The sequence below is a fragment of the Nocardia aurea genome (genome assembly GCF_003123685.1).
Taxonomy (GTDB): Bacteria; Actinomycetota; Actinomycetes; order Mycobacteriales; family Mycobacteriaceae; genus Nocardia; species Nocardia aurea.
Genome location: NZ_QCYJ01000020.1, coordinates 334,431 through 360,894 on the forward strand (window position 1 = coordinate 334,431; position 26,464 = coordinate 360,894).

Genomic DNA, 26,464 nt, shown 5'->3' on the forward strand with positions numbered 1-26,464 from the left:
TCTCTACCGTGGAAATCGTCGATGAAGGAGAGGACCGAGACGATGTTTCCCGTCGAGCTGCCCGGTGCACGGGCACAGACGCTGATGTGGGCCCAGGAGCACGAGATCGATCAGGCCGCGTTGCGGCAACTGCGGAATATCGCGCAACTGCGATGGGTCCACGGCGTGCGCGTGATGCCGGACGTGCACCTCGGCAAGGGAGCCACCGTCGGATCGGTCATCGCCATGCGGGACGCGGTCTGCCCGGCGGCGGTCGGCGTCGATATCGGATGCGGGATGGAGAGCGTGAAAACCGATCTCACCGCCGCCGATCTGCCCGACGATCTGGGTTCGCTGCGCAGCCGCATCGAGGCCGCGGTGCCGGTCGGTTTCCAATCGCACCGCGATCCGGTCGACGTCACCAAGGCGGGCGCCCGATTCGCCGCGTCGCACGGTGAGCTCGCTCGCGGCAACAACGCCTGGCGACGTTTCTGGGACGCGTTCGACACCCTCGATCCGGGGGTGAGCGCGCTGGAGAGCAGGGCGCGCAAGCAGCTGGGCTCACTCGGCGGCGGCAACCATTTCATCGAGGTGTGCCTGGACGAGACCGACGCGGTGTGGATCCTGTTGCACTCCGGGAGCCGCAATATCGGCAAGGAACTCGCCGAGCGGCATATGGCGGTGGCCCGCGCGCTTCCGCACAACACCGACCTGCCCGATCGCGACCTGGCGGTCTTCGTGTCCGGAACCCCGGAAATGGACGCCTACCGCCGCGATCTGACCTGGGCGCAGGAGTACGCGGCGCGTAACCGCGCGGTGATGCTCGCCCTGGTCTGCGGTGCGGTCAGCGATGAATTCAGCGGGCGGACAGTGCGTTTCGACGATCCCATCTCCTGCCACCACAACTATGTGGCGGAGGAGGAGATCGACGGCGTGCCGATGCTGGTGACCCGCAAGGGTGCGGTCAGGGCGGGCGCGGGCGATCTCGCGTTGATCCCCGGCTCCATGGGAACCCGCTCCTACGTCGTGCGCGGTAAGGGAAATCCGGCCTCCTACCGGTCCGCGTCGCACGGTGCGGGTCGCCGGATGAGCCGCAACGCCGCCAAGCGCCAGTACACCGTCGCGGACCTGATCGCCCAGACCGAGGGGGTCGAGTCGCGCAAGGACGCGGGCGTGGTCGACGAGATCCCGGCCGCGTACAAGGACATCGACGCCGTGATCGAGGCCCAGCGCGATCTGGTCGACGTCGTCGCCACCCTGCGCCAGGTGGTCTGCGTCAAGGGCTGACGCCTTCGGCTCCCCGCCGCGCGATGTCTGGTCCGCGGCGGGGATCTGTCCGCCCGGTCGCCCTCGCCGAACGGTCGGGCAGGTCCGTCCTGGTCGCACAGCCGCCGATCGCACAGTCATCGGTCGCACAGCCATCGATCGCCGTATGGTCGCCGAAACCGGTCGGGCGCGTGGGCCCGGCCATCCCGAGGCGAACCACGCCGCCCGGTACCCGTGTCGGTGGGGTGGGGCACGATGGGGGCCATGACTTCGGCGAGCGAGACAACCGTGATCGACACCGCCGCGCCCGACCTGCGGGAACGGGCGGAAGAACTGCTGCGCGAACTGGCCGGGCCGGGCGCTCGGCTGCGTGAGGATCAGTGGACCGCGATCGAGGCGCTGGTGGTGCAGCGGCGGCGGGCACTTGTCGTGCAGCGGACCGGGTGGGGTAAATCGGCGGTGTACTTCATCGCGGCCAAGTTGCTGCGCGGTGCGGGTCGCGGACCGACGGTGATCGTCTCCCCGCTGTTGGCGCTGATGCGCAACCAGGTGGCGGCGGCCGAACGGGCCGGTGTCGTCGCGGCGACGATCAATTCGGGCAATGTCACCGAATGGGACGATATTCACGCGCGGGTCGCGAGCGGCGAGATCGACGTACTGCTGGTCAGCGCGGAACGGCTCAACAACCCCGATTTCCGGGATCAGGTGCTGCCGAGGCTGGCCGCCGACGCCGGGCTCGTCGTCATCGACGAGGCGCACTGCGTGTCGGACTGGGGCCACGATTTCCGTCCCGACTACCGCAGGATCCGCACCCTCATCGCCGACCTCGGCTCGGATGTGCCGGTGCTTGCCACCACCGCGACCGCCAACGACCGGGTCGTCACCGATGTCGCCACCCAGATCGGCGCGGAATTCGATCCGACCTACGCCGGGTCCACCGGGCCGAGCGACCGGACGCTGGTCCTGCGCGGCACGCTCGACCGGGAATCGCTGCACCTGTCGGTGGTCCGTTTCGGCGACGCGGTGGAGCGCACCGCCTGGCTCGCGGGTCACCTGCGCACTCTCGACGGTTCCGGCATCGTCTACACCCTCACCGTCGCCGCCGCGCACGATCTGGCCGACGTGCTGAACGAGCACGGTCACACGGTCGCCGCCTACACGGGGCAGACCGATCCGGCCGAACGCGAGGCGCTGGAATCGGCCCTGTTGAACAACGAGGTCAAAGCGCTCATCGCGACCTCGGCGCTCGGCATGGGCTTCGACAAACCCGACCTGGGATTCGTGGTGCACGTCGGTGCGCCGTCCTCGCCGATCGCCTACTACCAGCAGGTGGGACGCGCCGGACGCGGTACCGACCGGGCCGAGGTGGTGCTGCTGCCCGGCCCCGAGGACGCGCGGATCTGGAGTTATTTCGCCTCGGTCGCCTTCCCGCGCGAGCACATCGTGCGCTCGGTGCTCGACGCCCTCGAATTCGATCGCCCGCTGTCGACCGCCGCGCTGGAACCCCTGGTCGAATTGAACCGCTCCCGCCTGGAGATGGTGCTCAAGGTGCTCGACGTGGACGGCGCGGTGCGCCGGGTGCGCGGCGGCTGGATCTCGACCGGGCAGCAGTGGACCTACGACGCCGACCGCTACGAACGCCTGGCGGCCGCCCGCGAGGTCGAGCAGCAGGCGATGATCGACTACCAGGCCACCACCGGCTGCCGGATGAACTTTCTGCGCCGCCAACTCGACGATCCCGGGCTGCCCGCCCTCGACGCCGAGACGCCGGGCTGCGGACGGTGCGACAACTGCACCGGTACCCGCCCCGACGCCACGGTCGACGCCGCCTCGCTCGCCTCGACCCGGGCCCGGCTGGATCGTCCCGGCCTCGACCTCGCACCGCGCAAGCAGTGGCCGACCGGTCTCGGCAAACTCGGTATCCCCCTGTCGGGCAAGATCACCGGCGGCGCCGACACCGGCCGCGCCCTGGGCAGACTCACCGATCTCGGCTGGGGCCAGCGGCTGCGCGCCCTGCTCGACGCGCCGGACGACCCGATACCCGATTCCGTCTTCGACGCCTGCGTCACGGTGCTGCGCGAATGGAAATGGGCCGCCCGACCGATCGCCGTCCTCGCCCTGGAGTCCTCCACCCATCCGGTGCTCACCGCCACGCTGGCCGCGCGCCTGGCCGAGGTCGGCCGCCTGCGTGACCTCGGCACCCTCCCGACCCGTCCCGGCCGCCCGCCGGTGTCGGCCGCCAACTCCGCCCACCGCGTCGCCGCGCTGCACGACTCGTGGGAGGTCCCCGACCTGTCCGCGATCGAGGGACCGATCCTGCTGGTCGACGCCCTCACCGACACCGGCTGGACCCTGACCCTCGCCGCGCACGCCCTGCGCGCCGCGGGCGCCGACGCCGTACTCCCCTTCGCCCTCGCCACCGTGACATAGCCTGCGGCGATTCAGCCGCGGTGACACCGCCGGCAGTGACACAGCCCGCGGTGATATCCGGCTCGGCGGGGCCGGAACGACTATCGTCGGTCCGGTGGCAGGGAAGTCGGCGACGCCCGCGATCGAGTTGGATATCGGCGATCGGACGGTGCGGATCTCGAATCCGGATCGGGTGTATTTCCCCGAGAGCGGGGCGACCAAACTCGACCTGGTGCAGTACTACCTGAGCGTGGGCGACGGGATCGTCAACGCGCTGCGGGAGCGGCCGTGCATGCTGCACCGGTTCCCCAAGGGGCTGGCCGGTGCGAAGGTGCATCAGAAGCGGCTGCCCGCCGGTGCGCCGGAATGGGTTCCGACCGTGCGCGTGTACTTTCCGCGCTACGGCAGGCACGCCGACGAACTGTGCGTCGGCGGACTGGCCGAGGTGATCTGGGCCGTGCAGATGTCGACGGTGGAGTTCCATCCGTGGAATTCACGCCGCGCCGATACCGAGCGACCCGACGAGTGGCGTATCGATCTGGACCCGATGCCCGACTGCCCGTGGTCGCGGGTGCGGCGGGTGGCCGGTGTCGCCCACGAGGTGCTCGACGATCTCGGCGCGGTCGGCTGGCCGAAGACCTCCGGCGGCAAAGGCCTGCATATCTACGTCCGGATCGCCCCGGAGTGGGGTTTCGCCGAAGTACGAAGGGCCGCTCTGGCTTTCGCGCACGAGGTGGAGCGGCGCGCTCCCGATGACGTCACCACGACCTGGTGGCGCAAGGATCGTGATCCGAAACTGCTGTTCGTCGACTACAACCAGAACGCGCGTGATCACACCATCGCCGCCGCCTATTCGGTGCGCGGTGTCCCCGAGGCGACGGTCTCGACCCCCGTGACCTGGGACGAGATCCCGAATATTGATCCGCGTGATTTCACGATGAAAACCGTTCCGGCGCGCTACGCGGAGCTGGGTGATCTGCACGCGGGCATGGACGACGCGGTATTCGCGATCGACCCACTGCTGGCCTGGGCCGATCGTGATCGTCTGGAGGATCCGCCCGACGATCAGGAGTGATCGATCACCGGTTCGAGCTCCCCGCGCACGGCGGCGACCGACCCCGCGGACGGGCGACGTGACCGCGTTCGCACGTCCGGTTGGTGCTAGATTTTCGATGGCGGGTATCGGCCCGTCCAGGCCGGCCCGGGGGTGCGCTGACCGGCCGCGATCGGTGTTCGGCGAGGAGGTCCGCAAGTATGAGCGAGCCAGTTGTCCCGGTGGCGATCGGCCCCGACCGACCCGCGCCGACCCTGGTGGAGAAGGCCGTGGTCGAGGGGGGTGCCGTCGTCTCCGATCTCGACGAGGCCAGGGGACTGATCTGGGTGGGCAAACCGGCCGATTTCCCGCCGCTGCCCGAATCGGTCGAATGGGTGCAACTTCCGGCGGCCGGGGTCGAGGACTGGTTCACCGCCGGTGTCTTCGACCGCTACCCGAAGGTTCGATTCACCTCCGCCGCAGGCGCTTTCGCGGCGAGTGTCGCCGAGCACGCGTTGATGCTGCTTCTCGCCGGAGTGCGGTACCTGCCCGAGCACCTGCGGGCGGACAGCTGGCGGCAACAAGATTTCTTCCCGCATGTCGGATCGCTGCGCGGCAAGACCGTCACCATCGTCGGCGCGGGCGGTATCGGCCGCGCGCTCATCCCCATGCTGACACCGCTGGGTGCGCACGTCATCGCGGTGACCCGTTCCGGACATCCGATCACCGGTCCCGATATCCCCGACTCCGTCGAGACGGTTTCCACGGACCAATTGGGCAAGGTCTGGTCCCGCACCGATCACGTCGTGGTCGCCGCGCCCGCCACACCCGAGACCAGGCATCTGATCGACGCCGACGCGCTGTCACGGCTCAAGCCGTCGTCCTGGGTGATCAATATCGCGCGCGGTCCGCTGATCGACACCGACGCGCTGGTGGCCGCGCTGTCCTCGGGCGTCATCGGCGGCGCGGGTCTCGACGTCACCGACCCCGAACCGCTGCCCGACGGTCACCCGCTCTGGACATTGCCGAATGTGATCATCACGCCCCATGATTCGAATCCGCCGCAGCTGCGCCTCGCCGCTTTCGCCGACCATGTCGCCGCGAACGTGAGCCGTTTCGTCGCGGGGCGGGAATTGCTGGCTCCGATCGATCCGAGGCGCGGCTACTAGACCTCTTTCTAATGTGCCATTGACAACTGGCACATTCATCGCTGATTCTTGAGGCATGACAAGGTCAACGAGGACCTCGGTCCCCGCCATCCCCGCGGCGCCCTCGCTGCGCGCCGTCGTCGCGGCCAGGGCGGCCGAGTACGGGCTGCGGCCGCTGAACTGCGCGATTCCGCTCAATACCCCCGGAATCTGGTTCGCTCGCACCCTGATCGCCACCATCATGGCCGCCGCGGGCCCGACCCTGCCGGGAACCACGGTCACCCGGGTCAGGGCCGGAGCGGTGCGCGGCGAATGGGTTCGGGCGCCCGGCGTGCCATTCGGCACGAAAGTCGTCTACTACATCCACGGCAGCGGTTACGTGCTCTGCTCGGCCCGCACCCACCGCGGACTCGCCGCGCGGCTGTCGAAGCGGACGGGTCTGCCGGTATTCCTCACCGACTACCGACTCGCGCCGGAACACCCCTTCCCCGCCGCGGCCGATGACGTCGAAGCGGGCTACCGATGGCTGCTCGACCGCGGCACCGACGCGAAAGATATCGTCATCGCCTGCGATTCGGCGGGCGGACATCTCGCGCTCGACCTGCTCATCGAGAACGGACGCCGTCGCGGCCCACAGCCTGCCGCCGTCACGATGTTCTCACCGCTACTCGATCTCACCCTCGGACTCGCCGCGGAGCAGGAGCGGCGGCAACGAGATCCGGTCATCTCGGCGACCGCGGCGGCGCGGCTGCCCCGGCGCTACACCAGTGGCCTGGCCGACGACGCGCCCCGACTGCGGCTGACCATCCCCGACGGGATCGAACTGCCGCCGATCCTCGTCCAGGCGGGCGGCGCGGAAATGCTCAGCGCCGACGCCCGAGCGCTGCACGCGATGGTCCGCGCCGCGGGCGGGGTGTGCGAACTCGAGATCTGGCCCGGTCAGGTGCACGTCTTCCAGGCGCTGCCGCTGCTGACCCCGGAGGCGGACCAGGCCCTGGCCCGTGCCGCCGACTTCCTGCGCGCCGCCCTCGTCGCGCCGACCGTTTCGGAAAAGGTGAGCTGACGTGTTCGGAGTCGAGAAATTCCTGCCACCGGGACTGCTGCCGTTCGGCATAGGCTCGGCGCGGCGCAGCCATCGGGCGCGCGCCGTGGTGACCGGTGCGGGCAGCGGGATCGGACGCGCCTTCGCCCGGGAGATCGCGGCCCGCGGCGGACAGGTGATCTGCGCGGATATCGACGAGGCGCGCGCCGACGCCACCGTCGCGCTCATCGAACGCGAGCATCCCGGCCGCGCCCACGCCCTGCGCTGCGATGTGGCGCGCCGCGAGGACGTGGTGGGACTCGCGAAATTCGCCGAAGCCGTCTTCGACGGTCCGGTCACCCTCGTCGTCAACAACGCGGGGGTCGGCATCGGCGGAAAGCCGGTGGGCGAGATCGGATTCGCGGACTGGGAGTGGGCGCTGGGCATCAACCTGTGGGGCGTGGTGCACGGATGCGAGGTTTTCGCGCCGGCGCTGCGGGCCGCGGGGAAGGGCGGAATCATCAATGTCGCCTCGGCCGCCGGGTTCGCCGCCGCGCCGTCGATGGCCGTCTACAACACCTCCAAGGCGGCGGTGATGTCGCTGTCGGAGACCATGGCCGCCGAACTCTCCGGAACCGGCGTCGCGGTGACGGTCCTGTGCCCGACCTTCGTCAAGACCAACGTCACCCGCGACGGCCGGATCACCGACGGATCCCAGCGACTCGCGGACGCGCTGATGCGCTGGACCGGTTTCACCCCGGAATACATCGCGAGGACCACGCTCGACGCCAACGACCACGGCAGGCTCTACGTCCTGCCGCAGCTGGACGCGCAGGTGGTGTGGCGACTCAAGCGCTACTTCCCGGCCCAGTACACCTACGCCCTCGGACTCCTCGAACGGTTGCTGCCGCACGACGATTCCACCGAAGACGACCGCGCGACGGTCACCGAGCAGACAGGAGCCCGACATGGCCATCGCGATGGACTTCGATGACATGCTGCGCAAGATCAAGGACCGGCAGTGGGCACTGGCCGATATCGAGTGGGACGCCCCCGGCGTGGAGACCATCTCGCCGGAACTGCACGCCAAACTCAAGCCGTTCATGGCCGATCTGATGTGGATCGAGAATGTCGGCGCGCGCGGATTCGCCGCCATGGCCAAGAAGGCCCCGACCGAGACCCTCCGCGAGATCTATCGCTATTTCCACGCCGAGGAGCAGAAGCACGCCAATGCCGAACTGGCCCTGATGCGCCGGTGGGGCATGCTCGACGGTGACGAGATCCCGCAGCCGAATGTGAACGTCAAACTGGTCATCGACTTCCTCGACAAGTACTCCGACGACATGTCGCTGTCGTTCCTGGGCACCGTGATTCCGATGCTGGAGGTGACCCTGGACGGCGCGCTGGTCAAATTCATCATGGACGAGATCGAGGATCCGGTCTGCCAGGAGGTGTTCAAACGCATCAACGCCGACGAATCCCGGCATCTGGCCGTCGATTTCGCGGTGATGGATGTGCTCGGCCACGCGCAGATGCGCAAACTGCTCGTCGACCTCGTCGGCGGCTGGGTCAAACCGACGTTCCTGATCGGCGTGCTCAGCTACGTGCCGCTGCTGAACAAGATGCGCGACAACATCGTCGCCATGGGCGTCGACGAGGAGAAGCTCTACACCGCGCTCAAGCGCTACGGCAATGTCGGCGAGCGCAGCGAATTCGCCCGCAGGCTGCCGATGTATCAGATCGTGAAGTTGCACGGCAGCTGGGTCATCGATCGCGACCACCCGTACCACCTGCTGGCCGACGCGCTGGTCAAGATCACCGCGCGGGTGCCGAAAGCGCTGCTGCGCAAGGACCCGACCTGGTCCAAGGAACTCACCTACGAGCCCGCGGCATGACGCGCCGCACACCGAAGGAGACCACCGTGGCGAGCGCGGCGGCAGTTCCCCAACCGGCAGTTCCCCCAGCGGAGGCACTCGATGTCGCCGTCATCGGCGGCGGATTCGCGGGGATCGGCACCGCGATCAGGTTGAAGCAGCGCGGCATCGAGAATTTCGCGATCTTCGAACGCGGCACCGCGATCGGCGGAACCTGGCGCGACAACACCTATCCCGGAGCGGCCTGCGATATCCCCTCGCGGCTGTACTCCTACAGTTTCGCGCCCAATCCCGACTGGTCGCACACCTATTCGGGCAGCGAGGAGATCCTCGGCTATATCGAGTCGATGGCCGCGGAATTCGGGCTGCACCGTCATTTCCGGTTCGCGCACAATGTCACCGGGATCGTGTTCGACGAATCGGCCGGGCTGTGGGAGGTCGGCGTCGAAGGTGGCGTCGATCCGGTGCGGGCGCGGACCGTGGTCCTCGCGTCGGGGCCGCTCGCCAACGCGAGTCTGCCGCCGATCCGCGGGATCGAGACGTTCACCGGACACAAGATCCACAGCGCCCGCTGGGATCACGACTACGACTTCACCGGCAAACGCGTCGCCGTCGTCGGCACCGGGGCCAGCGCGGTGCAGATCATCCCGGAACTGGTGAAGAAGGCCGCGTCGGTCACGGTGTTCCAGCGGACGCCGGGTTGGGTGCTGCCTCGGGTCAATCGGCGGACAACTCCGCTTACCAAACAGCTGTACCGGCATGTGCCCGGGGCCGAAACGCTGTCCAGGCAGCTGTGGTTCTACGGGCACGAATCGGTGGCACTGGGCGTGGTGTGGAACACCCCGCTGACCCGGGTCGTCGAAATGGTCGGCAAGGCGCAATTGCGCAGGCAGGTGAAGGACCCGTGGCTGCGCCGACAGCTCACCCCGGATTTCCGGGCGGGCTGTAAACGTCTGCTGATGACCGACGACTACTACCCCGCGCTGCAACGCGACAACTGCAAGTTGATCACCTGGCCCATCGCCCGCATCAGCGAACAGGGCATCCGCACCGCCGAAGGCATCGAACACCGCGCCGACTGCCTGGTCTTCGCCACCGGATTCGACGTGTCCAAGACCGGGACGCCGATTCCGGTGGTCGGGCGCGACGGGCGGGTACTGGCCGATGAATGGTCCGGCGGCGCCTACGCGTACAAGAGCGTCGCGGTCTCGGGCTACCCGAATCTGTATTTCACCTTCGGCCCGAATTCGGGTCCGGGCCACAATTCGGCGCTGGTGTACATGGAAGCCCAGATCGACTACCTGGTCGGTGCGATCGGCACCATCCTCGACCGGAATCTCCGCCTGCTCGACGTGCGCCGCGAGCGTCAGGACCGCTACAACGCCGCGATCCAGCGCAGGCTCACCGGCACCACCTGGAATTCCGGCTGCCGCAGTTGGTATCTCACCGAGGACGGTTTCAACGCGACCATGTACCCGGGTTTCGCGACCCAGTACGTCGGCCAGTTGCGCGCGCTGAACCTGGACGACTACCACGTGGTGCCGTCCGAGACGAGACCGCGGCGACCGATCGCCGCGGTCTCCTGAGCGGCCGTCGTTTCGTGAACGACCACGATTCGCCGTATGCCGGAGGCCCGCGGCCGGGACGATAGACTCGGTTCTTCGAGGATCGAGTCACCCGGCCGCGGGACCGGAGCCGGACAGGTGCGAGGAGGTGAATGCGCCGGTGGAGTACCGGATCGATGATCTGGCTCGTGCCGCGGGTACCACCACGCGCAACGTGCGCGCCTACCAGGAGCGCGGGTTGTTGCCGCCCCCGGTGGGCAAGGACGGTCGCGCGAGCATCTACGGCGACGTCCATCTCGAACGATTGCGGCTGATCGACGCCCTGTTGCAGCGCGGCTTCACCACCGCGCATATCGGCGACTTCATCACCAGCTGGGAGACCGGCAAGGATCTCAGCGAAATCCTCGGCCTCCAGCACGCCGTGACCGCGCCGTGGGCGCCGGAGGAGACCTTCGAGGTCTCCCGCGAACTGATCGGCACCATCCTCGGCACCGATTCCGACGAGTTGGTCCAGCGCCTGTGCGAGATGAAACTGGTTCGGATCGACGGCGACACGGTCACCTTCACCGACACCCAACTACTGGCCTCGTTCGCCGAACTGCACGAATACGGCCTGGAACTGCGCACCCTCATCGAGATCTACGCCAAGGTGGCCGACCGCATCGATGACATCACCGGCATCCTGATCACGGCCGCCAAGGAACATATCGTCGACGAGCACGGTCCTGGCTGGCTCCCCGAGACCAGCACCGAGATCGCCGACACCACGACGATGCTGGAGAAGATGCGCGAACTCGCCGTCGCCTCGGTCCACAGCACCCTGGCCAGATCGCTCGACGTCACGTTGCGGCGCGAACTCGGCGACTACCTCGCCACGGCGGCCGAACGTGAACGTGCCAGGGCGAACGATTCGGTCCGCCCGGGCGAATAGTTCTACGGCACAACGACTCCACGAATGATCGCGGTCCCGGAAAACGCGCCGCTCAGCTGGATTGATCGACCTCGGCCGATTGTCGGATGACCTCGCGTGCCAGCGCCCGATACTGTTCGGCGCCTCGGGATGTGGGGGCCCACGCGGTGATGGGCTCGCCCGCGATGCTGGCGTCGGGGAAGCGAACGGTCCGCGAGATCATCGTGTCGTAGACCCGGTCACCGAAGACCTCGGCGATACGCGCCAGCACCTGACGTGCGTGCAGCAGGCGCGGATCGTACATCGTGATCACGATGCCGAACAGGCTCAGTTGCGGGTTCAGCCGGTCGCGAACCTTGCCCATGGTGTCCGTGAGCAACGCGAGTCCGCGAAGCGCGAAGAACTCGCACTCCGTCGGGATGATCACACCGTCCGCGCAGGCAAGCGCGTTCACGGTGAGCAAACTCAATGCGGGCTGGCAATCGATGAGGATGTAGTCGTAGCGTTCCCGAAGCGGCTCGAGCACCCGCCCCAGCGTCTGCTCCCGCGCAACCTCGTTGACCAGCTGAATCTCCGCCGCGGATAGATCGATATTGCTCGGTAGTAGATCCACATTGTCGACGCAAGTCTTCATCAACACCTCGTCCACCAGTGTCGTCGGCCCGACGAGCAGGTCGTACACTGTCGAAGTCAAAGCATGGTGAACCACACCGAGACCGGCGGACAGCGCGCCTTGCGGATCCAGATCGACCAGCAATACCCGCCAGCCCTGTTCCGCCAGCGCGGCACCGAGATTGACGGTAGAGGTGGTCTTCCCCACGCCGCCTTTCTGATTACACAGAGCAATGATCTGCGCTGCACCGGTTGGCAACTCGGCCATCTCCAGAGGTTTGTCCGCACTGACTACTGTCACGATCTGCCGACTCTCCTGTTCGTCTGTTCCACCGCCGCTGCGACTGCAAGGCAAAACACCAAACTACGGGGAGATTGCTGAAAAGTCGCCAGAACAATCGAGTGTCGGCCGGAAAGATTGCCGACAACGACGAATCCCTGGTGACCGCCAACCACTATGCCGCTTCCTGCGGATCGTCTCCACGGCGAGGTCCAGTCGACCCCCGCCTGACAGTGAACTCCTCGAACTCTCGCCGCCACTGCTCAACGGCTACGCTATCGAGCACGCCCCCGCCAATTCAGTTGTGTCCCACACAAACACAACATGATCACGCGGCGGTCGCTCGCTCCCCAGCGGTCCGACCAGCAGAATCATCCACCACGAAGTACGGCTGGAATATCAGCGTGAACGATGTCGTCGCCGCGATCCCGAACCAGCGCACATGCTGTTGCCCGCCACTCCGAGGCAGACTCCCACCAGGGCTATGAACACGACGATCCTGCTCGCCCGATAACCCTGCTGTCCGATAAGGACCGCGCTTCTCTCGAGTGCTCGTTTCCGGCTCAGGATTCGAGCACCCCGAAATGATCGCTGTCGCGCCGATATTGTTTCCAATCAGCCGGAACAGCTGGTTCGAGCCGATCGAGTCTCGATTCTCGCTTGAACCGTGAGCAATCCATCGGTAAGAGGATCGGCCAGTGGCGGACCGTGTCTTGATTCTCCTGAATTTCCGACAGTGCCGACAACCGCAGATCCGACGTGAATTCCGCGAGACCGGCCATGCCGACTTCGGCCTCCGCGCACTCCGGACAGAACTGCCCGCCACCGCATCCACTCGGAGGCCGGGCCGAACTACCGAGCAGACAGCGACAACCGACGCGCGACAACAGCGCCCGTGGCCCCCGACGGACAGCACCGGGGCGGGCCGTCGTGTTCGTGCTGTCGATCAGCGGAGAACTCTCGACCCGGACTCGATCTCGCCCGCCACCCGGCAGACGACGATCGAGTCCGGTGACAAGCTACGCCGCCGACCTCCCTATTCCCGGATGGCCCAGCAGTTCTGCCTGTAATGCCACGTGTTCGGCACACAGGTATCGGTATCCCGGCCGGATGAATGCCGGGTCCAATCGCTGCTTGAAGGTCAGATTCTCCTGTCGCCAGCAATCGCCGCACACCAACGTGTTCATGGGGCACCTCATTCCGCTCGCATGGCGCGATATCTCTACTTTCCCAATCTTCTGCTCTCCCATCCCGATAGCGGCCCAACCGTTATGTACTTCGTCGTGTGGGCGCGAGCTCGCCGGGTATCGGATCGGGGTGGGCGCGGCTCGCCGACCCGGGTAAAAGCCCTGACCACGGGCTCGGGCGACGTACGCTGCCCGGTGACCGCTGTCTCCGTAGGACGGATGGAGTCACCATGATCCGAATCGGACAACCACCCATGCCGCTCGTGCGCGCCGTCGATTTCGTTCGCCACACGTTGACGGTTCTGCATCGCAAACTCGTGCCGGGCCCGATCGCGCTCATGGAGGTGATCGCGGCGGGCTGGCTCACCCAGGCCCTCTACGCGGCCGCGAATCTGGGGATCGCCGACGCGCTGGCCGACGGCCCGCGCACCGGCAGGCAATTGGCGCGCGCGGTGGGCGCGCACGAGGACGCGCTGCACCGGCTGATGCGGTTGCTGATCAGCCACGGCATCTTCACCAGGGATACGCGCGGCCGCTACGCGTTGACCGCGCTGGCCCGTCCGCTGTGCGCCGACAGCGAGGTCTCGCTGCGGGACGCGGTGCTGTTCTTCGGTTCCGAGTTGCACCGCAGGCACTGGACCCACATCACCGAAGCGGTGCGCACCGGCGAGGCGGTCGGCGCGAAGATCGACGGCAAACCGTTCTTCGAATACGTCGCCGACGATCGCGAAACCGGCGAGATCTTCGATCGTGCGATGACCAGCATCAGCACCCTGACCATGGGACCGTTGCTCGCCTCCTACGATTTCGGTCGTTTCGGCACCGTGGTCGACGTGGGCGGCGGCGAGGGCCTGCTGCTCGGTGAGATCCTGCGTGGCGCACCGCGATCCCGCGGCATCCTGTTCGATCTGCCCGAGGTGGTCGCGAAGGCCCCCGCCACGCTCGCGGAATTGGGTGTGGCCGATCGGTGCGTCGTCGAGAGCGGCTCGTTCTTCGACCGGGTGCCCCCGGGCGGAGACGCCTACCTGCTCAAACACATAGTGCACGACTGGGACGAGGACCGGATCGGCCAGATCCTGCGGGTACTGCGCACGGCAATGACCCGGGATTCCCGGCTGTTGCTCGTCGAACTCGTCCTGCCCGAGAACACCAGGCCGCACCCCGGCAAATACATCGACCTCGAGATGCTCATCAACACCGGCGGCCGCGAACGCACCGAATCCGAATACCGGGATCTGCTCGCCCGCGCGGGTTTCACCCTCGAGCGCTGCGTCCCGACGATCTCCCCCGACAACATCCTCGAGGCCCGCCTGACCTAGTTTCCGGTCAGGACGAGGGCTTGGGCGATCAGGGTGAGGTAGAGGGTGAGGATGAACAAGACGGCGGGGACGACCGGGTGGTCCTGATCGTCCGAGCGGAGGAATTTCGCCGCGGCGACGGTGGGAATCAGTAAGAGCGCGGCGGGGATCCAGGCGAGCGCGGCTTCGGCCGGGGCGTGGTCCCAGGGGCGCACCAGTGCGATGTCGGTGGCCACGGCGACGGCGGCGAACAGTATCGACGCGGCGGTACTGCCCCGTGCGCCGAGGGGGTTGGAATAGAAGAGTTCGTCGGGCCGCTCGGTTCGGGAGGTCTTGCGGGCGAATTCGAATTGCAGGAACGCGCCCGCGAAGATCACGGCGACGGCGGCGGATTGCCAGCGGGCCGCGACCTCGCCGGTGTCGATAGCCGACAGCACGATGTACGCGGTGACGAGTAGTTGGACCGGGTAGGTGACGACGAGGTTCAGCAGGATATTCGTGCGCACCGGGTCCGAAAGCCGTTCCAGCGCCCACAGCAACAGCCCGTAGGCCAGCACGGCGGCGATCATGAGCGCGGACAGCGCCGACAGCGCGGCGCAGGCGGTGACGGAGACGACGGCGATCACGGCCATCCCCGCCCGCAGTTCACCGGCGCTGACGGCCCCGGTGACCAGCGGTCGGTCCGGATTGTGGACGCGGTCGTATTCGAGATCCTTCTGCTCGTCGACCATGCGCAGGTAGAGCAGGACGACGGCGACGATCGCGATACGCAGGACCGTCGCGCCGGTGGGATGCCAGGACCGCTCGGGGCGCGACATCAGCGCCGCGGTACCTTCCAGCGCCAGCACCCACAGGATGCCGTACAGCAGGTAGTGCGGCTTGTACATCACCTTCGTGAACCGGGCCAGGCGCAGCACGGATTCCCAGGGTCCACGGGACGGGGCTGTTCCGGTCGCGGACGGTGTCACAGGGTCCATGTGTCCCAGCTGGTGAGTTCGGCGGCCGAGCCAGGGCGTAGATGGGCGACCGGGAGCATCGCGACCTGGGCGACCTCGTCGAAAGGGATGGCGAGCAGGTCGCCGTTCTCGCGTACGTAGGCCAGATGCGCGGTGGTCATCGTCGCGCCGAGGCCGCGTGCGCGCTGACCGTTCATCCGCCGACCTCGTCGGGCACCAGTTCTTCCTCGGCGAATTCGAGATCGATGCGGGCCGCCACCGTCGCGGCTTGGCGGATCTCGCACCGCACCACGGTCGCTTCCACCCCGGAGTCGGTGACCTCGGCGTGGCAGTGCACGGGCCGGTCCAGTTCGACGAACTGGTCGAACGCGCTCGCCACGCAGACCAGCTTCGGCGTTTCCTCGAGCACCACGCTGAGCGCGGTCTGTCTCGCGGCCTCGATCAGCAGGCTGCCTGGCACGTGGTCGAGCTGGTGGTCGAACAGGAACGGATGGGCGAGGTCGGCGACCACCTGGGCGATCGCCCTGTCACCGTCGATCTCCGGCGGGCCGATGACGACATTGCGCCAGTTCTCGCGGCCCACCAGGGCGGCGGGCGCGCGTTCCCCCAGCGCCGACGCGCCGACGAACGGTCCCAGGCCGAGACTGTCGCGGAAACCGGTGCGCAGGGCCGCCCAGTGGTTCGCAGTGGTCCAGGAGAAGGAACCGTCGACGGTCGCCATCGGTGTGTCACCGCAGGCGATATCGAGCACCATGTCGAGGCCGTGCAGTACCTCGCCGCGACGGTGTTTGCGCGGCACCCGCACCGTCATCACCAGGTCGGCGGGCGCGATGCCGACCTCCCACGCCGCGGTGTCGGAGCCGGTCGCGTTGAAGGTGCGCACCAGGAACGCCGCCTCGGTCGGCACACCGTAGTACTCGTGCGTGAGCGCGATGGCGGCCTGCCTCGCCGCCTCCATCACCAGCAGCGGATCGTGACGCAGGGCGAGCGCGCCGGAATGATCGCCGTAATAGGCGTGCATTCTGGGTAGCTGGGCTCCCACCACGAATTCGTCGTCGGCGACGGCGTGCATCGAGGTGACGAACACCTCGGCGACCGCGCAGCGGTGCGCGAGCACCCGCGAGATGGTGCGGTCATGGGTTGCCGCGACGGCAGCGGTGTACGTCATGGTCGAGCCTCCAACCAGTCGTTCGCGGCCACCGGCCGCAGGGTCTGCGACTGCGCTCCCGAGCGCATGGGCAGTACGTAGGAGCCGAGTACGATCACCGACCACGGATCGAGGTCGGCGCCCGCGTCCCACGCGGAATAGAGCAGCCGCGCGCAGTCCTCGTCGGCGCTCGGCTCCTCGACGCCGAGATCGCGTGCGATCCGCGCCAGCGCCGACGACCGGTCGAAACTTCCCGAGGGGGTGGACGCGTACAGCTCGGCCGCGATCCGTCTCGCCTCGGCGTGGGTGTCGCCGTCGGTGCCGAGTCGTGCCAGCAGTTCGGCGCGGGTGGGCTCGTCGAAGTAGATGGCGAGTTCGCGCAGGACGTCGGCGGGATCGTCGGGGGAATGCACCAGGTTCAGCAGGTAGTTGTGCAGTCCGAGCAGGTGCCGGAGTTCACCGGGGCGACGTTTGCGCGGATCGGTGGCGCCCTTGGCCTCGGTGAGTCGCACCGGCAGCGGCAGTTCGCCGTCGGCGCCGGATACGACGAGTACCAGCGCGTCGGAGATGTCGACCAGCAGGTCGGCCAGACGGCGGCGTTCCGGTGACGCGATATTCCACGCGAAGTACCACAGGGCGCGGGCCAGATGCCGGTCGACCGGAACACGATAGGCCGCGACGACCCCGAAGCCGTTGGCGCTCAACCATTCCAGCGTCGGTTCGACGGCACGGGCGACGATCGCGTCGGGTTTGAGCAGCAGCAGCGAATGTCGTCGGGAGAAGGTCGCGGGGTCGATGCCGAGTCGGCTCAGATGCTCGACCGATTCCAGGACATAGGTGTCGCCGATATAGGCCTCGACCTTGTCCGGCGACGGCGTGAGCTGTGCCAGCTCCGCCCGCAACGATCCCGGCGTCACGCGGCACCGCCGAAGTCGTTGGCTGCCAGCACATCTTCGATGGTAGGCAGCGGCATCCCCAGATAGCCGGTTTCCAGGCAGTAGTCGAGTAGCAGCCGCAGGTATTCCTTGCCGGTGGGCGGTGACGGCCTGCCGAGCATGATTCGCGCGCGGGAGGTGTCGAAGTTCAGGCGCCGCGTGAAATAGCTGGTGTAGAGCGAGCCGATGCGCCGGTAGTACTCGCGTTCGATCTGGTCGAGGTCGGCCTCGTCGAAGGTCGCCGACGGGACGAAGGTCGCCACGTCGAAGGAGGGGTATTCCGCGAGTACGTCGGAGATTTCGCGCAGTGAGAGCGTGTCCGCGCCGACGGCGTGCATGGTGCGACCGACCGCGGATTCGAAATCCAGTACCGCGGCGGCGATCACATCGGCGACGTGATCGACCGGCGCCAACGACAGGGTCGCGTCGTAGCGGCCGGGCAACGTCCGCAATTTGCCTTCGACCATGAGTTTCACGACGGTGTAGAGATTCTTGTATTCGCGGATGGCGCCCGTGGTGGCGTCACCGGTGACGATGCCCGGTCGCACGATCGCCCAGTCGAGGCCCCGTTCGCCCGCCGCGCGCACCAACTCCTCGGCGCGGAACTTGCTCTCCTCGTACCGGTTTCCGAAGGACCCGCCCGCCTCGGGCGCCTCCTCGGTGACGGTGCCGCCGCGCATTCCGCAGACATAGGCGGTGCTGACATGGACGAGCGGCACGTCCCACGCGGCGGCCAGTTCGATGGCATGCGCGGTGCCGCGCACGTTGAGTTCCTCGTAGGCGCCCGGCGGCGCGTCGAACGCGGTGGTCGCGGCCGAGTGCACGATGACGCCGACTCGTTCGGCGAGATCCTCGGTGTCGCGCGACGACATCCCGAATCCGGGGGCGCGGATGTCACCGGCCACCGCGGTGCCCGCCTCCAGGATGGTGCCGTCGTTGCGGACGATCTCGGAATTGCTGTGCAGCACCGCCGCGACCGGACGGCCCGCGGCGGCCAGGCGAGCGACCACCTCGGCGCCGACCAGACCGGTCGCGCCCGTGACGAGGACGGTATCGCGCCTGCTCACGGCCGCACCCGTGCGGAGAGGCTGTCGGTCACCAGGGTGACGACCTCGCCGACCCGCCTGACGCCGATCAATTCCTCGGGCCGGTACCGCGGCAGGCCGAAGGTGCGCTCCAGCACCACGGTCAGTTCCATCAGCCGCAGCGATTCGTACCCGAGATCCTCGATCAGGCGCTGGTCGTCGGCGAGATCGGGCCGCGGCTCCGGGGCCATCGCCCCGACGATGCGGCGGACCTGCGCCGCGGTCGTGGTGGCCGGGGTTCCGGGCACGGTCATATGGCCTCGCCTTCCCTGAGATGCGGCTGCTGCCCGCCCGTGGTGAGCAGGTCGCGGGCTTCGTCCAACGGTAGATCGGTATTCAGGTAACCGGCGACGCGCAGCCAGTCGTAGCCGATGGCGAGGGTGCGCTGCCACTGCTCGCGCGAATCGAAGGAGGCCGGGAATCCGGCGTCGGGGTCCGAGCCGCCCGCGATCCGGCGCACCCCGGCGACGAAATCGTCGAGGATCGCCAGACCGGCGACGGTGTCGTCACCGACGTCGATGAGTTCGGAGAAACGCACCCCGCGCGCGGCGTCGAGCCCGGCCAGGATCTCCTCGCGACGCAGGTCGTGGGCGGGCAGCATCGCGCGCACCGTCTCGACCGGCGCCACATCGGCGGGCAGCGGGTGGATACCGTAGGCGGACAACAGCACTCGCACGCCCATGGCGACGAGCCGATGGGCCGCGATATCGGCGACCGCGCCCTGCGCGTCCTTCACCGCACCGGCCAGATCCTCGCGCGCGTTCTCCAGGACCACGTTGGACCACACCAGGTTCAGCGCGCATTCGGTGAATCGCGGGGCGGGCAGCGGCGCGAGGGTGGCGATCACGCCGTCATCGCGGGCCGCGCCGGTGAGTCCGAGTATCGGGGCGTGCGCGGTCGGCACGGGGGTGTAGGGCCGTGTGGTCTTGCACATCGCCAGGGCGGGCTCGACGGGGCCACCGCGTCGCCATTCGAGACCGACGAATCCGAGTCGCACGAATTCGGCCAGTTCCGCGCCGATCGCGGGGTGGCGGGCGAGGATGTCGCGCACCGAATGCCGGAACACCACCGAACGCCAGGCCCGTGCGGCGGCGTCGGAGAGCGCGAAGACCTCGTGATCGTCACGCAGGACGTGCACGCGGCCGCCGATCGACCACGTGGTCACCCCGGGCCTGCGGGCGAAGATCACCCGGTGCGGGTCGTCGGCGACGCCTTCCACGCCGAGATCGGTCGCGAGTTCCCACACCTGATCCCAGTCGCGCGCCGGGTCGACGAGCGCGCGGTAGCGATCGATGAGTGGATGCGCGCCGATCCGATCGAGTTGCCGCGGCAGCCATTTGGTCTCGAGATAGGTCTCGCCCCGGCCCGCCGCCCAGCCCTTGACGGCCTGGGTCAGGCCGTCGCGCGCCCATTCGGCCGCCTCGGCCTCCGCCCCGAACGCGCGCAGCGCCACCGCGTAACGCAGCGCCTGCACGGCACGCGCGAACCACCAGTCCGCGATCAGGGTGGTGAATTCCGGGTAGGGGGTGATCGCGCGCAGCGCGTCCAGATCCACCGTGCCGGGTCGGATCACCGTGGCGCGCAGGAATCGCTGGCATCGGTTGAGCAGATCTTCGTCGGGGCGTCGCGCCACCTGCTCGAATTGGCGCCGCAGTTGCGCCTGCGAACGGGTGCGCACCTCCACCCGGCGACCATCGATGAACAGCACCGTCGGCAACGTCGGCATCTCCTCGTCGCCGGGGACGACGGCGAGGAAATCCACGTCGGAGCCCTCGTTGCCGAATCCCTCGGCGAGCGATCCCTCGAACACCACGGCCGAATCCGACGGGACGGCGACGCTTTCCAGCGCCTTGTCGAGTAGTCGCGCGACGCGGTCGACGGGCAGCGCCGGTCGCGGCGCGGCGTCGGTGCGGTCGAGTGTGTGGCCGTCGGGGCGGTGCACGACCACGCCGTCGAGACCGCCGTCGCGATACACCTGCCACATATGACGTCGGCGCGGTTTGCCGCTGGAGGTCCGCCGGATGGTGCCGCGAGGTCCGGTGATGATCTCGACGGTCTGCGCGGGTCCGAGTTCGCCGCGAATCACCTGGCGGGCCTCGGCGATCCAGTCACCGGCGGCGGCCTCCGCGAACAGCGCGACACCCCGGGCCCCGGCATCGGTGATGGCGACGGCGGCGAGTTTGCCCTTGGTGATTCCGGTTTCCTGGGCGACGCGGGATTCGATGTCCTCCATGAAGACCGAACGGCCGCGCACCTTGAGACTCGACCCCATCCGGCCGAGTACGAAAACCTCGCCGCGATAGAGGAATCCGGCGTCACCGGAGAAGAGGGAGCCTTCGGAGATACGGGTGGACGACCCCGCGCTCGGCGCTCCGGAATAGCCGAGTGCCACGGATTCGCCGGTCACGACCAGTTCACCGAGGGTGCCGTCCGGCAGCAGCCGGCCTTCCTCGTCGACGACGGTCACCGTCGATTCCGCGGTCGAGTAGCCCAGTCCGGTGATCCAGCCCGCGCCTTCCACCCGGTGCACGTCATCGAGCGGGGCGTGTTCGAGGACCGGGACCGGACGCCCGAAACGCAGATTGGGGTTGTCGATGCGCAGCGCGGTGATCGGGCGACCGCGCTCGGAGGAGGTCACCATGAGCGTCGCCTCCGCCAATCCGTAGGCGAGGGTGTAGGCGGAGGTGGAGAAGCCGAGCGGGCGCGTCAGTTCGGCGAAGGATTGCAGATCGGCCACCTCGACCGGTTCCGAGCCGACCGCGAGGGTGCGCCACCCGGACAGGTCGAGGTCCGCGATCTCCTCCGGCCGCACCCGGTGCGCCACGTAGCCGAGGGCGAACGACGGCGAGGGCGAATGCTGGGCGCGCGACATGGCTCGCAGCCAGCGGGCCGGATCGCGGACGAACTGGTCGGGGCGCATCAGGTAGAGGTCGCCCTGGTTGGTCACCGTGGTGAGGAACGCGCCGACCAGGCCCATATCGTGATACAGCGGCAGCCACGACACCATGGCCTCGCCGGGCCGCCAGTCGATCAGGCCCGAGATCATCGCGATATTGTTCGCCAGATTCCGCCAGCTCACCCGAACACCGCGCGGCGTTCCGGTGGATCCGGAGGTGAACTGCAACAGCGCGCATTCGTCGGGTTCGCCGAATTCACGGTGTTCCGGCGCGGGCGGCAGTGTCCTCGCGTCGATCACCAGCGGTTCGTCGGTGCGCCCGGCCTGCGTGACGGCCTCGCGTACGAACGATTCGAATTCCGGCGAGGTCACCACCAGTCGCGGCTGGGCCGAGGTGATGATGCCCGCGATATGCGCGATGATCTGCGCGAGGTCGCCGAACATCGGCGGCGCGACGGGAGTGAACACGCCACCGCACGCCCACACCGCGTAGAAGGCCGCGAGACACGGGAACCCCGTCGGCATGATGACGCAGGCTCCGTCACCGCTGCCGAGTCCGGCCGAGCGCATGAGCGCGGCGACGGACCAGGTCTGATCCGCGAGTTCGGCATAGGTGCGCAACTCCCACCCGTCCGCCTCGTCGGCCAAGTGGATACCCGCGTCGTGTGCGGGGTTCGATAGCCAATCCCGCACTACCGCAATATCTTCAGCGGAAAAATCGCTGTCAGGAATCATCGCGCCGGTCTCCTTCGGACAGCACAGTAACCGTTCCGTTGGTCCCGTCGACCCGAATTCGCATACTGGTCCGTATCTTTTTCGTGACATCCTTGATCTGCACCACCGTCGGCACTCCGAGCTCACGCGCCACGATCGCCACGTGCGTGAGTGGGCTGCCCCGCTCGATCACCAGGGCCGACGCCGAGGGCAGCGCCGCCACCCACCCGGGATCGGTCCGGTAGGCCACCAGGATTCCGCCCGCGACGTCACGCGGCTCGTCGACGATCACCGCCTCGCCCTCGACCACCCCCGACGCCGACGGGGTTCCGGCGAGCACCGTGCCGACGGTCGCGGCCGGGGTGTCGGTGACGGGCACCCAACCCTGTTCGGCCATCGCCGCGCGGCCGAAGTCGACGCCGACGGTCCGGAAACGCGGTGGCGCGACCAGATCGGCGTCGCGGGCGCGCTGCGCTCTGCGCGCGCCGACCAGATCGCGCAGCGCCTCGGAATCCGCTCCGTCGTAGCAGCCGCGCAGCTCGCTGTTGGTCAGGTAGAACACATCGGCGAAATCATCGATGACGCCGCGCGCGACCAGATCGCGGCCCATCACCCGGATCATCCGTTTGACCATGCCGAACGCCCTGGTACGGCAGAAACGCAACCGCTCGCGATGCGCGGCGCACCGGGATGTCTTGGCGCGCAGGCGTTCGTAGATCCTGCGCCGCACCCCGCCCAGGTGCGCGTCGAGGTAGACGTCCGCCTCCTCTTCACGATTCGCGGGCGCGGCGGCCTCGGCAACCCGCCCCAGCGCGCTGCGCAACATGACGAACAGGCTCGACGGATCCTCGCGGAGATCGGGAGTCTCCAGTTTCAGTTCGTCCAGACTGCGATATCCGTACCGATCCAGGTAGTCCTCGATCGCGGCGAGCAGATCCGCCCGGCCCGACTCCCGCAGTGCCGGATAGACGAGATCGGCCGGGGTGGTGTTCACCAGCGCGGTCGCCTCGGGATCGGATCGCACCAGGCGTGCCAGCTCGGTCATCGCGCGCGCCGGTTCGGCCGATTCGACATCGGCGCCCGGTCCGACGACCGAGTACAGGAACCATTCCGGGGCCTTGGGCATGAACAGTTTGGTCAGCAGATACACCAACCCGGTGCAGGTGAGCAGGATGGCGTCGAGCACCATCAACGGACCCCAGCGTTCGACCAGGTCGCGGTCCACCGCGCGATAGGCGGTGTAGGCCTGCTCGCCGGTCAGCGTTCGGTAGTCCATGGCGTCGTACTCGTCGTAGACGCGGTAGAACTCGTCGGTGAACTCCTCGACCATGGCGTCGATGCCGAAGAGCTGTCGCACGTAGGTCACCGTGGTCACCGCGCGCGAGCGTAGTCGCGCGAGCGGATTGCCGAAGGTGAAGGGGCGCAGCGTTTTCGCGATATCGTCTGCCAGCGGCTCGTCGACGCCGAGCGCGGCCTCCAGCACCTTGCGGTTGAGGGGATAACCGGGTGCGATGCCGACCATCCGATACCAGTGCAGCAGGTTGTAGTAGACGCGCCCGTGGAAGTAGCCGAGCAGCACCGGGGTCCACGTGTCGGTCTGGCGCAGTTGCCCGGGCGGCACCCGCAGCGATTTCGCGTAGCCGCGGTAGACGCGGCCGTAGATATCGGCCGCGGTGGTGTAGGTGAGCGGCGAGGTGATGCCGCTGAAACTCTCGATGATGTTGGAGTTGTCCCAGATTCGCGTCTCGCCGTCGGGGACGGCTTCGCCCGCCCCGCGCAGTTCGGCCGCGCGCGCCGACCCTGATTCGACGCCGACGGTGGTGATCGGGCGGGCCTGTAGCAGCCAGATCCCGGTGTCGTCGATCGCCCATTCGATGTCCTGCGGTGTGCCGCGCTCCTTCTCCACCGTGCGACCGAGTGCGGTCAATTCGGCGATCTCGTCGGCCGAGAGCACCGCGCGTTCGCGATCGCCTGCGTCGACCTCGCGTATCTCGCACCCCTGCTCGCCCGCGGGGGCGTAACGGCGGTCCTTGTCCCCCAGCACGGTGTCGAGCACGACTCCGGTGGCTTTGTCCACGACGATCGAATCCGCGTCGACCGCGCCCGACACCAGCCCCTCACCGAGACCGTAGACCGCGCTGATCACCAGTTCGCCGAGCGCGCCCGTCGTCGGATTGGCGGTGAACACCACCCCGCTCGCCCGCGCTGTCACCAGCCGTTGCAGCACTACCGCCGGGCCGCTCGCGGGCGGCAGACCGCGCGCGAAGGCGTAGCGGATCGCCCGCTCGGAGAAGGCCGAGGCCCAACAGTCGCGGACCCGGTCGACGATGGCGTCGGGGCCGCGCACGTTCAGGTACGAATCGAACTGGCCCGCGTAGGAGTGATCGGCCCCGTCCTCGGCGCGCACCGAGGACCGGACCGCGAGCGGGCCGTCGAACCGCGCGCCCGCGTCGAGGATCAGGGTCAGGACCGGATCCTGGAGCGGCGCGGCGGCGATACCGGCGCGAACGGTCTCGCCGAGGGCGAGGGCGGCCTCGGCATCCTCGGCGGCGGCGAAGGCGGCCACCTGCTCGGACAGTCCGGCGTCGGCGGCGAATCGCTCGAAGACATCGGTGCCGAGCGCGACCCATTCGGGGACTCGGATCCCGCCGTCGCGCACACCGCGCAGCCCGCGGGCCTTACCGCCCGCGAGCGCGTCGATCGACGCCGCTTCGGACCATGGACCGAGTACCTGCACGGCGTAGCTCCCATCATCCCCGATCACGGGCCGGACACGGCGTCCTGGCCCGTTCCGGTCCGAACGGGAACCGGGGGTCGTTGGATATATCCGAAATTCGACCGTGGCGTTAGCCCCGATCCCCGCAGCGCGTTCACAACTTTCACCGAGCACCCCGCGAGACCCGATATGCTCGTGCCGTCTCGGTGGGCACGGTGAGGATGTGATCTGACGTGGGTTGGACGTTCACTCCGGACGAGTTCGCCCATGTCTGGCGCGAAACCGAGTTGGATCGACATCCGTACCCACTTCGCATTCTAGAGTCACCGCGCACCGAAGACGCGGCCGAGAAGTTGCGCATCCGGCTCGCCGAACGACTACCCCGCGGCGGAGATCCCGATCTCACCGCGTGCTTGCGCATCCTCACTGCCCCGCAGACCCGGATCGTCGCCATCGGCGGCGCGCACACACCGGGCAGTGAGATCCGCCTGCTCGCCTGCGCCGTGTTCGACCGCGCGGTGCTCGCCGTCCAGGAGCCGGGCTCCCGGCCGGATTTCGGTGGCACCGTGCGCATATCGATCGGGCACAGCAACAAACTCGGCGCGCGCATCGCGACCCTGCTGCCCAAGGCGCCCGCGGGCAGGCAGCCCGCACGCACCGCCGAGACCGCGGCGGTACGCGACAGCGAGGCCGTCGCGCCCAGGCCCGCCGTCACGCCCATCCGCCGGTTACTGCTGAAACCCCATACCGCAGAGGGACATATCCGCATCGAGGCCCGGCTCGACCACACCGACCCTGCACCGCCGATCCACTACACCTGGATCGATGTGGCCGGCGACGGACGCTATCTGATCAAAGCGGGCGATATGGTGCACGTCGTGCCCGCCTCGAGCGAGCAGATCGGCGCGCAATTGCAGAAACGCATTCCCGCACAAGCACGCTGACCACCACCGGAGCGGCGCTATTGCTGACCGCGCGTACGCCTTCCGGTTAGTCTGGGTCGGACCGACCGATCCCCGGGGGTGTGCGCATGACGATCGAGACAAGCCGTGCCGATATCGCACGGTTCAAACAGAACGCGCAAGCGGGCACGGTCGCCTTCGATCCGGACGCCGCGCGCCGCTGCGCCGAGATGTACGAACATCAGGCCGACCGGCTGATCCAACTGCGGCAGCGCCTGGAATCGGTCGCCGACACCACCGGCTTCGGCGGCTTCGTCTCGGCCCGGGAGCTACAGGCCGGATTCGGGAACAAGGCCCGCGACGCGGCGGCACTGCTCGACCACTACATCGAGGCCGCCTACCGCATGAAAGAGGCCTTCCTGATCAGCGCGGGGCTCTACGAGGAGGCCGACGCCGCGAACGCCGCCGCCCTGCGGGCCGTCGGCGCACAGGTGTCGCGGTGAACGCGCGGGCGAAGACACGGGAGGCCCG

The 26,464-nt window shown here is 68.1% G+C and carries 23 protein-coding genes; 12 read left to right on the plus strand and 11 right to left on the minus strand.

What is annotated here, in order from left to right:
- The first annotated feature begins 42 nt into the window (after positions 1–42).
- The 9 genes from DAT37_RS06790 to DAT37_RS06830 all read left to right on the plus strand — a co-directional run bounded on the left by DAT37_RS06790 (position 43) and on the right by DAT37_RS06830 (position 11,226).
- Positions 43–1,266: an RtcB family protein gene (locus DAT37_RS06790; protein WP_109523982.1), complete on the plus strand. Its 1,224-nt coding sequence runs from the start codon at positions 43–45 to the stop codon at positions 1,264–1,266.
- Positions 1,267–1,509: 243 nt separating this feature from the next.
- The gene (locus tag DAT37_RS06795) at positions 1,510–3,675 is read left to right on the plus strand and encodes a RecQ family ATP-dependent DNA helicase (protein WP_109523821.1); all 2,166 of its coding nucleotides are present in this window, start codon (positions 1,510–1,512) and stop codon (positions 3,673–3,675) included.
- A 94-nt stretch (positions 3,676–3,769) separates the two neighbouring features.
- Positions 3,770–4,729, plus strand: a complete 960-nt coding sequence (gene ligD, locus DAT37_RS06800) for a non-homologous end-joining DNA ligase (RefSeq protein WP_109523822.1) — start codon at positions 3,770–3,772, stop codon at positions 4,727–4,729.
- 179 nt (positions 4,730–4,908) lie between these two features.
- On the plus strand, positions 4,909–5,856 hold the full coding sequence (locus DAT37_RS06805) for a D-isomer specific 2-hydroxyacid dehydrogenase family protein (RefSeq protein ID WP_109523823.1): 948 nt from the start codon (positions 4,909–4,911) through the stop codon (positions 5,854–5,856).
- Between the two features lie 55 nt (positions 5,857–5,911).
- Positions 5,912–6,898 (plus strand): alpha/beta hydrolase, encoded by a 987-nt coding sequence (locus DAT37_RS06810; protein ID WP_109523824.1) that lies wholly within the window; start codon positions 5,912–5,914, stop codon positions 6,896–6,898.
- Between the two features lie 34 nt (positions 6,899–6,932).
- Positions 6,933–7,850, plus strand: a complete 918-nt coding sequence (locus DAT37_RS06815) for an SDR family NAD(P)-dependent oxidoreductase (RefSeq protein ID WP_109523983.1) — start codon at positions 6,933–6,935, stop codon at positions 7,848–7,850.
- Entirely contained in the window at positions 7,831–8,751 is a 921-nt protein-coding gene (locus DAT37_RS06820; protein ID WP_109523984.1) for a reductase, read from the plus strand. Before DAT37_RS06815 ends, DAT37_RS06820 begins: the two co-directional genes overlap by 20 nt.
- Positions 8,748–10,316: a flavin-containing monooxygenase gene (locus tag DAT37_RS06825; protein WP_109523825.1), complete on the plus strand. Its 1,569-nt coding sequence runs from the start codon at positions 8,748–8,750 to the stop codon at positions 10,314–10,316. The genes DAT37_RS06820 and DAT37_RS06825 overlap by 4 nt, the downstream gene beginning before the upstream one ends.
- A gap of 127 nt (positions 10,317–10,443) precedes the next feature.
- Positions 10,444–11,226 carry a MerR family transcriptional regulator gene (locus tag DAT37_RS06830; protein ID WP_232839546.1) on the plus strand — a complete coding sequence of 261 codons (783 nt, stop codon included), beginning with the start codon at positions 10,444–10,446 and terminating at the stop codon, positions 11,224–11,226.
- 52 nt (positions 11,227–11,278) lie between these two features.
- Here the strand turns inward: DAT37_RS06830 and DAT37_RS06835 are convergent, their stop codons facing one another.
- The 3 genes from DAT37_RS06835 to DAT37_RS43925 form a co-directional block, all read right to left on the minus strand.
- Entirely contained in the window at positions 11,279–12,121 is an 843-nt protein-coding gene (locus DAT37_RS06835) for a ParA family protein (RefSeq protein ID WP_408637375.1), read from the minus strand.
- A gap of 539 nt (positions 12,122–12,660) precedes the next feature.
- Positions 12,661–12,879: a hypothetical protein gene (locus DAT37_RS06840; RefSeq protein WP_109523828.1), complete on the minus strand. Its 219-nt coding sequence runs from the start codon at positions 12,877–12,879 to the stop codon at positions 12,661–12,663.
- A 237-nt stretch (positions 12,880–13,116) separates the two neighbouring features.
- Entirely contained in the window at positions 13,117–13,284 is a 168-nt protein-coding gene (locus DAT37_RS43925; RefSeq protein ID WP_157978344.1) for a hypothetical protein, read from the minus strand.
- A gap of 230 nt (positions 13,285–13,514) precedes the next feature.
- Here DAT37_RS43925 and DAT37_RS06845 point away from each other — a divergent pair, with 230 nt between their 5' ends.
- A complete protein-coding gene (locus DAT37_RS06845; protein ID WP_109523829.1) occupies positions 13,515–14,603 on the plus strand; it encodes a methyltransferase in 1,089 nt (362 codons plus the stop codon).
- On the opposite strand, the gene DAT37_RS06850 is transcribed toward DAT37_RS06845, so the two are convergent.
- The 8 genes from DAT37_RS06850 to DAT37_RS06885 are packed head-to-tail and all read right to left on the minus strand — an operon-like array spanning position 14,600 to position 25,079.
- Positions 14,600–15,559, minus strand: a complete 960-nt coding sequence (locus DAT37_RS06850) for a UbiA prenyltransferase family protein (protein WP_109523830.1) — start codon at positions 15,557–15,559, stop codon at positions 14,600–14,602. The genes DAT37_RS06845 and DAT37_RS06850 overlap by 4 nt on opposite strands.
- Positions 15,547–15,735 carry a hypothetical protein gene (locus DAT37_RS06855; protein ID WP_232839547.1) on the minus strand — a complete coding sequence of 63 codons (189 nt, stop codon included), beginning with the start codon at positions 15,733–15,735 and terminating at the stop codon, positions 15,547–15,549. The genes DAT37_RS06850 and DAT37_RS06855 overlap by 13 nt, the downstream gene beginning before the upstream one ends.
- Positions 15,732–16,706 carry a ScbA/BarX family gamma-butyrolactone biosynthesis protein gene (locus DAT37_RS06860; protein ID WP_109523831.1) on the minus strand — a complete coding sequence of 325 codons (975 nt, stop codon included), beginning with the start codon at positions 16,704–16,706 and terminating at the stop codon, positions 15,732–15,734. The genes DAT37_RS06855 and DAT37_RS06860 overlap by 4 nt, the downstream gene beginning before the upstream one ends.
- Complete coding sequence (locus DAT37_RS06865) at positions 16,703–17,602, minus strand: nucleoside-diphosphate kinase (protein ID WP_232839548.1); 900 nt, start codon at positions 17,600–17,602, stop codon at positions 16,703–16,705. The genes DAT37_RS06860 and DAT37_RS06865 overlap by 4 nt, the downstream gene beginning before the upstream one ends.
- Entirely contained in the window at positions 17,599–18,687 is a 1,089-nt protein-coding gene (locus DAT37_RS06870) for an SDR family oxidoreductase (protein WP_109523832.1), read from the minus strand. The genes DAT37_RS06865 and DAT37_RS06870 overlap by 4 nt, the downstream gene beginning before the upstream one ends.
- Complete coding sequence (locus DAT37_RS06875; RefSeq protein ID WP_109523833.1) at positions 18,684–18,959, minus strand: acyl carrier protein; 276 nt, start codon at positions 18,957–18,959, stop codon at positions 18,684–18,686. Before DAT37_RS06875 ends, DAT37_RS06870 begins: the two co-directional genes overlap by 4 nt.
- Positions 18,956–22,294 carry an AMP-binding protein gene (locus DAT37_RS06880; RefSeq protein WP_232839549.1) on the minus strand — a complete coding sequence of 1,113 codons (3,339 nt, stop codon included), beginning with the start codon at positions 22,292–22,294 and terminating at the stop codon, positions 18,956–18,958. Before DAT37_RS06880 ends, DAT37_RS06875 begins: the two co-directional genes overlap by 4 nt.
- A gap of 31 nt (positions 22,295–22,325) precedes the next feature.
- Positions 22,326–25,079, minus strand: a complete 2,754-nt coding sequence (locus DAT37_RS06885) for a phosphoenolpyruvate synthase (RefSeq protein ID WP_232839550.1) — start codon at positions 25,077–25,079, stop codon at positions 22,326–22,328.
- Positions 25,080–25,264: 185 nt separating this feature from the next.
- Here DAT37_RS06885 and DAT37_RS06890 point away from each other — a divergent pair, with 185 nt between their 5' ends.
- The gene (locus tag DAT37_RS06890) at positions 25,265–25,975 is read left to right on the plus strand and encodes an ESX secretion-associated protein EspG (protein WP_109523835.1); all 711 of its coding nucleotides are present in this window, start codon (positions 25,265–25,267) and stop codon (positions 25,973–25,975) included.
- An 86-nt stretch (positions 25,976–26,061) separates the two neighbouring features.
- Complete coding sequence (locus tag DAT37_RS06895) at positions 26,062–26,436, plus strand: hypothetical protein (RefSeq protein ID WP_109523836.1); 375 nt, start codon at positions 26,062–26,064, stop codon at positions 26,434–26,436.
- Positions 26,437–26,464 lie beyond the last annotated feature (28 nt).

Coding starts and splice junctions, on each gene's coding strand:
- DAT37_RS06795 (WP_109523821.1), top strand. CDS start 1,510: ATGACTTCGGCGAGCGAGACAACCGTGATCGACACCGCCGCGCCCGAC.
- DAT37_RS06855 (WP_232839547.1), bottom strand. CDS start 15,735: ATGAACGGTCAGCGCGCACGCGGCCTCGGCGCGACGATGACCACCGCG.
- DAT37_RS06850 (WP_109523830.1), bottom strand. CDS start 15,559: ATGGACCCTGTGACACCGTCCGCGACCGGAACAGCCCCGTCCCGTGGA.
- DAT37_RS06810 (WP_109523824.1), top strand. CDS start 5,912: ATGACAAGGTCAACGAGGACCTCGGTCCCCGCCATCCCCGCGGCGCCC.
- DAT37_RS43925 (WP_157978344.1), bottom strand. CDS start 13,284: ATGAACACGTTGGTGTGCGGCGATTGCTGGCGACAGGAGAATCTGACC.
- DAT37_RS06845 (WP_109523829.1), top strand. CDS start 13,515: ATGATCCGAATCGGACAACCACCCATGCCGCTCGTGCGCGCCGTCGAT.
- DAT37_RS06895 (WP_109523836.1), top strand. CDS start 26,062: ATGACGATCGAGACAAGCCGTGCCGATATCGCACGGTTCAAACAGAAC.
- DAT37_RS06875 (WP_109523833.1), bottom strand. CDS start 18,959: ATGACCGTGCCCGGAACCCCGGCCACCACGACCGCGGCGCAGGTCCGC.
- DAT37_RS06840 (WP_109523828.1), bottom strand. CDS start 12,879: ATGGCCGGTCTCGCGGAATTCACGTCGGATCTGCGGTTGTCGGCACTG.
- DAT37_RS06805 (WP_109523823.1), top strand. CDS start 4,909: ATGAGCGAGCCAGTTGTCCCGGTGGCGATCGGCCCCGACCGACCCGCG.
- DAT37_RS06825 (WP_109523825.1), top strand. CDS start 8,748: ATGACGCGCCGCACACCGAAGGAGACCACCGTGGCGAGCGCGGCGGCA.
- DAT37_RS06860 (WP_109523831.1), bottom strand. CDS start 16,706: ATGACGTACACCGCTGCCGTCGCGGCAACCCATGACCGCACCATCTCG.
- DAT37_RS06790 (WP_109523982.1), top strand. CDS start 43: ATGTTTCCCGTCGAGCTGCCCGGTGCACGGGCACAGACGCTGATGTGG.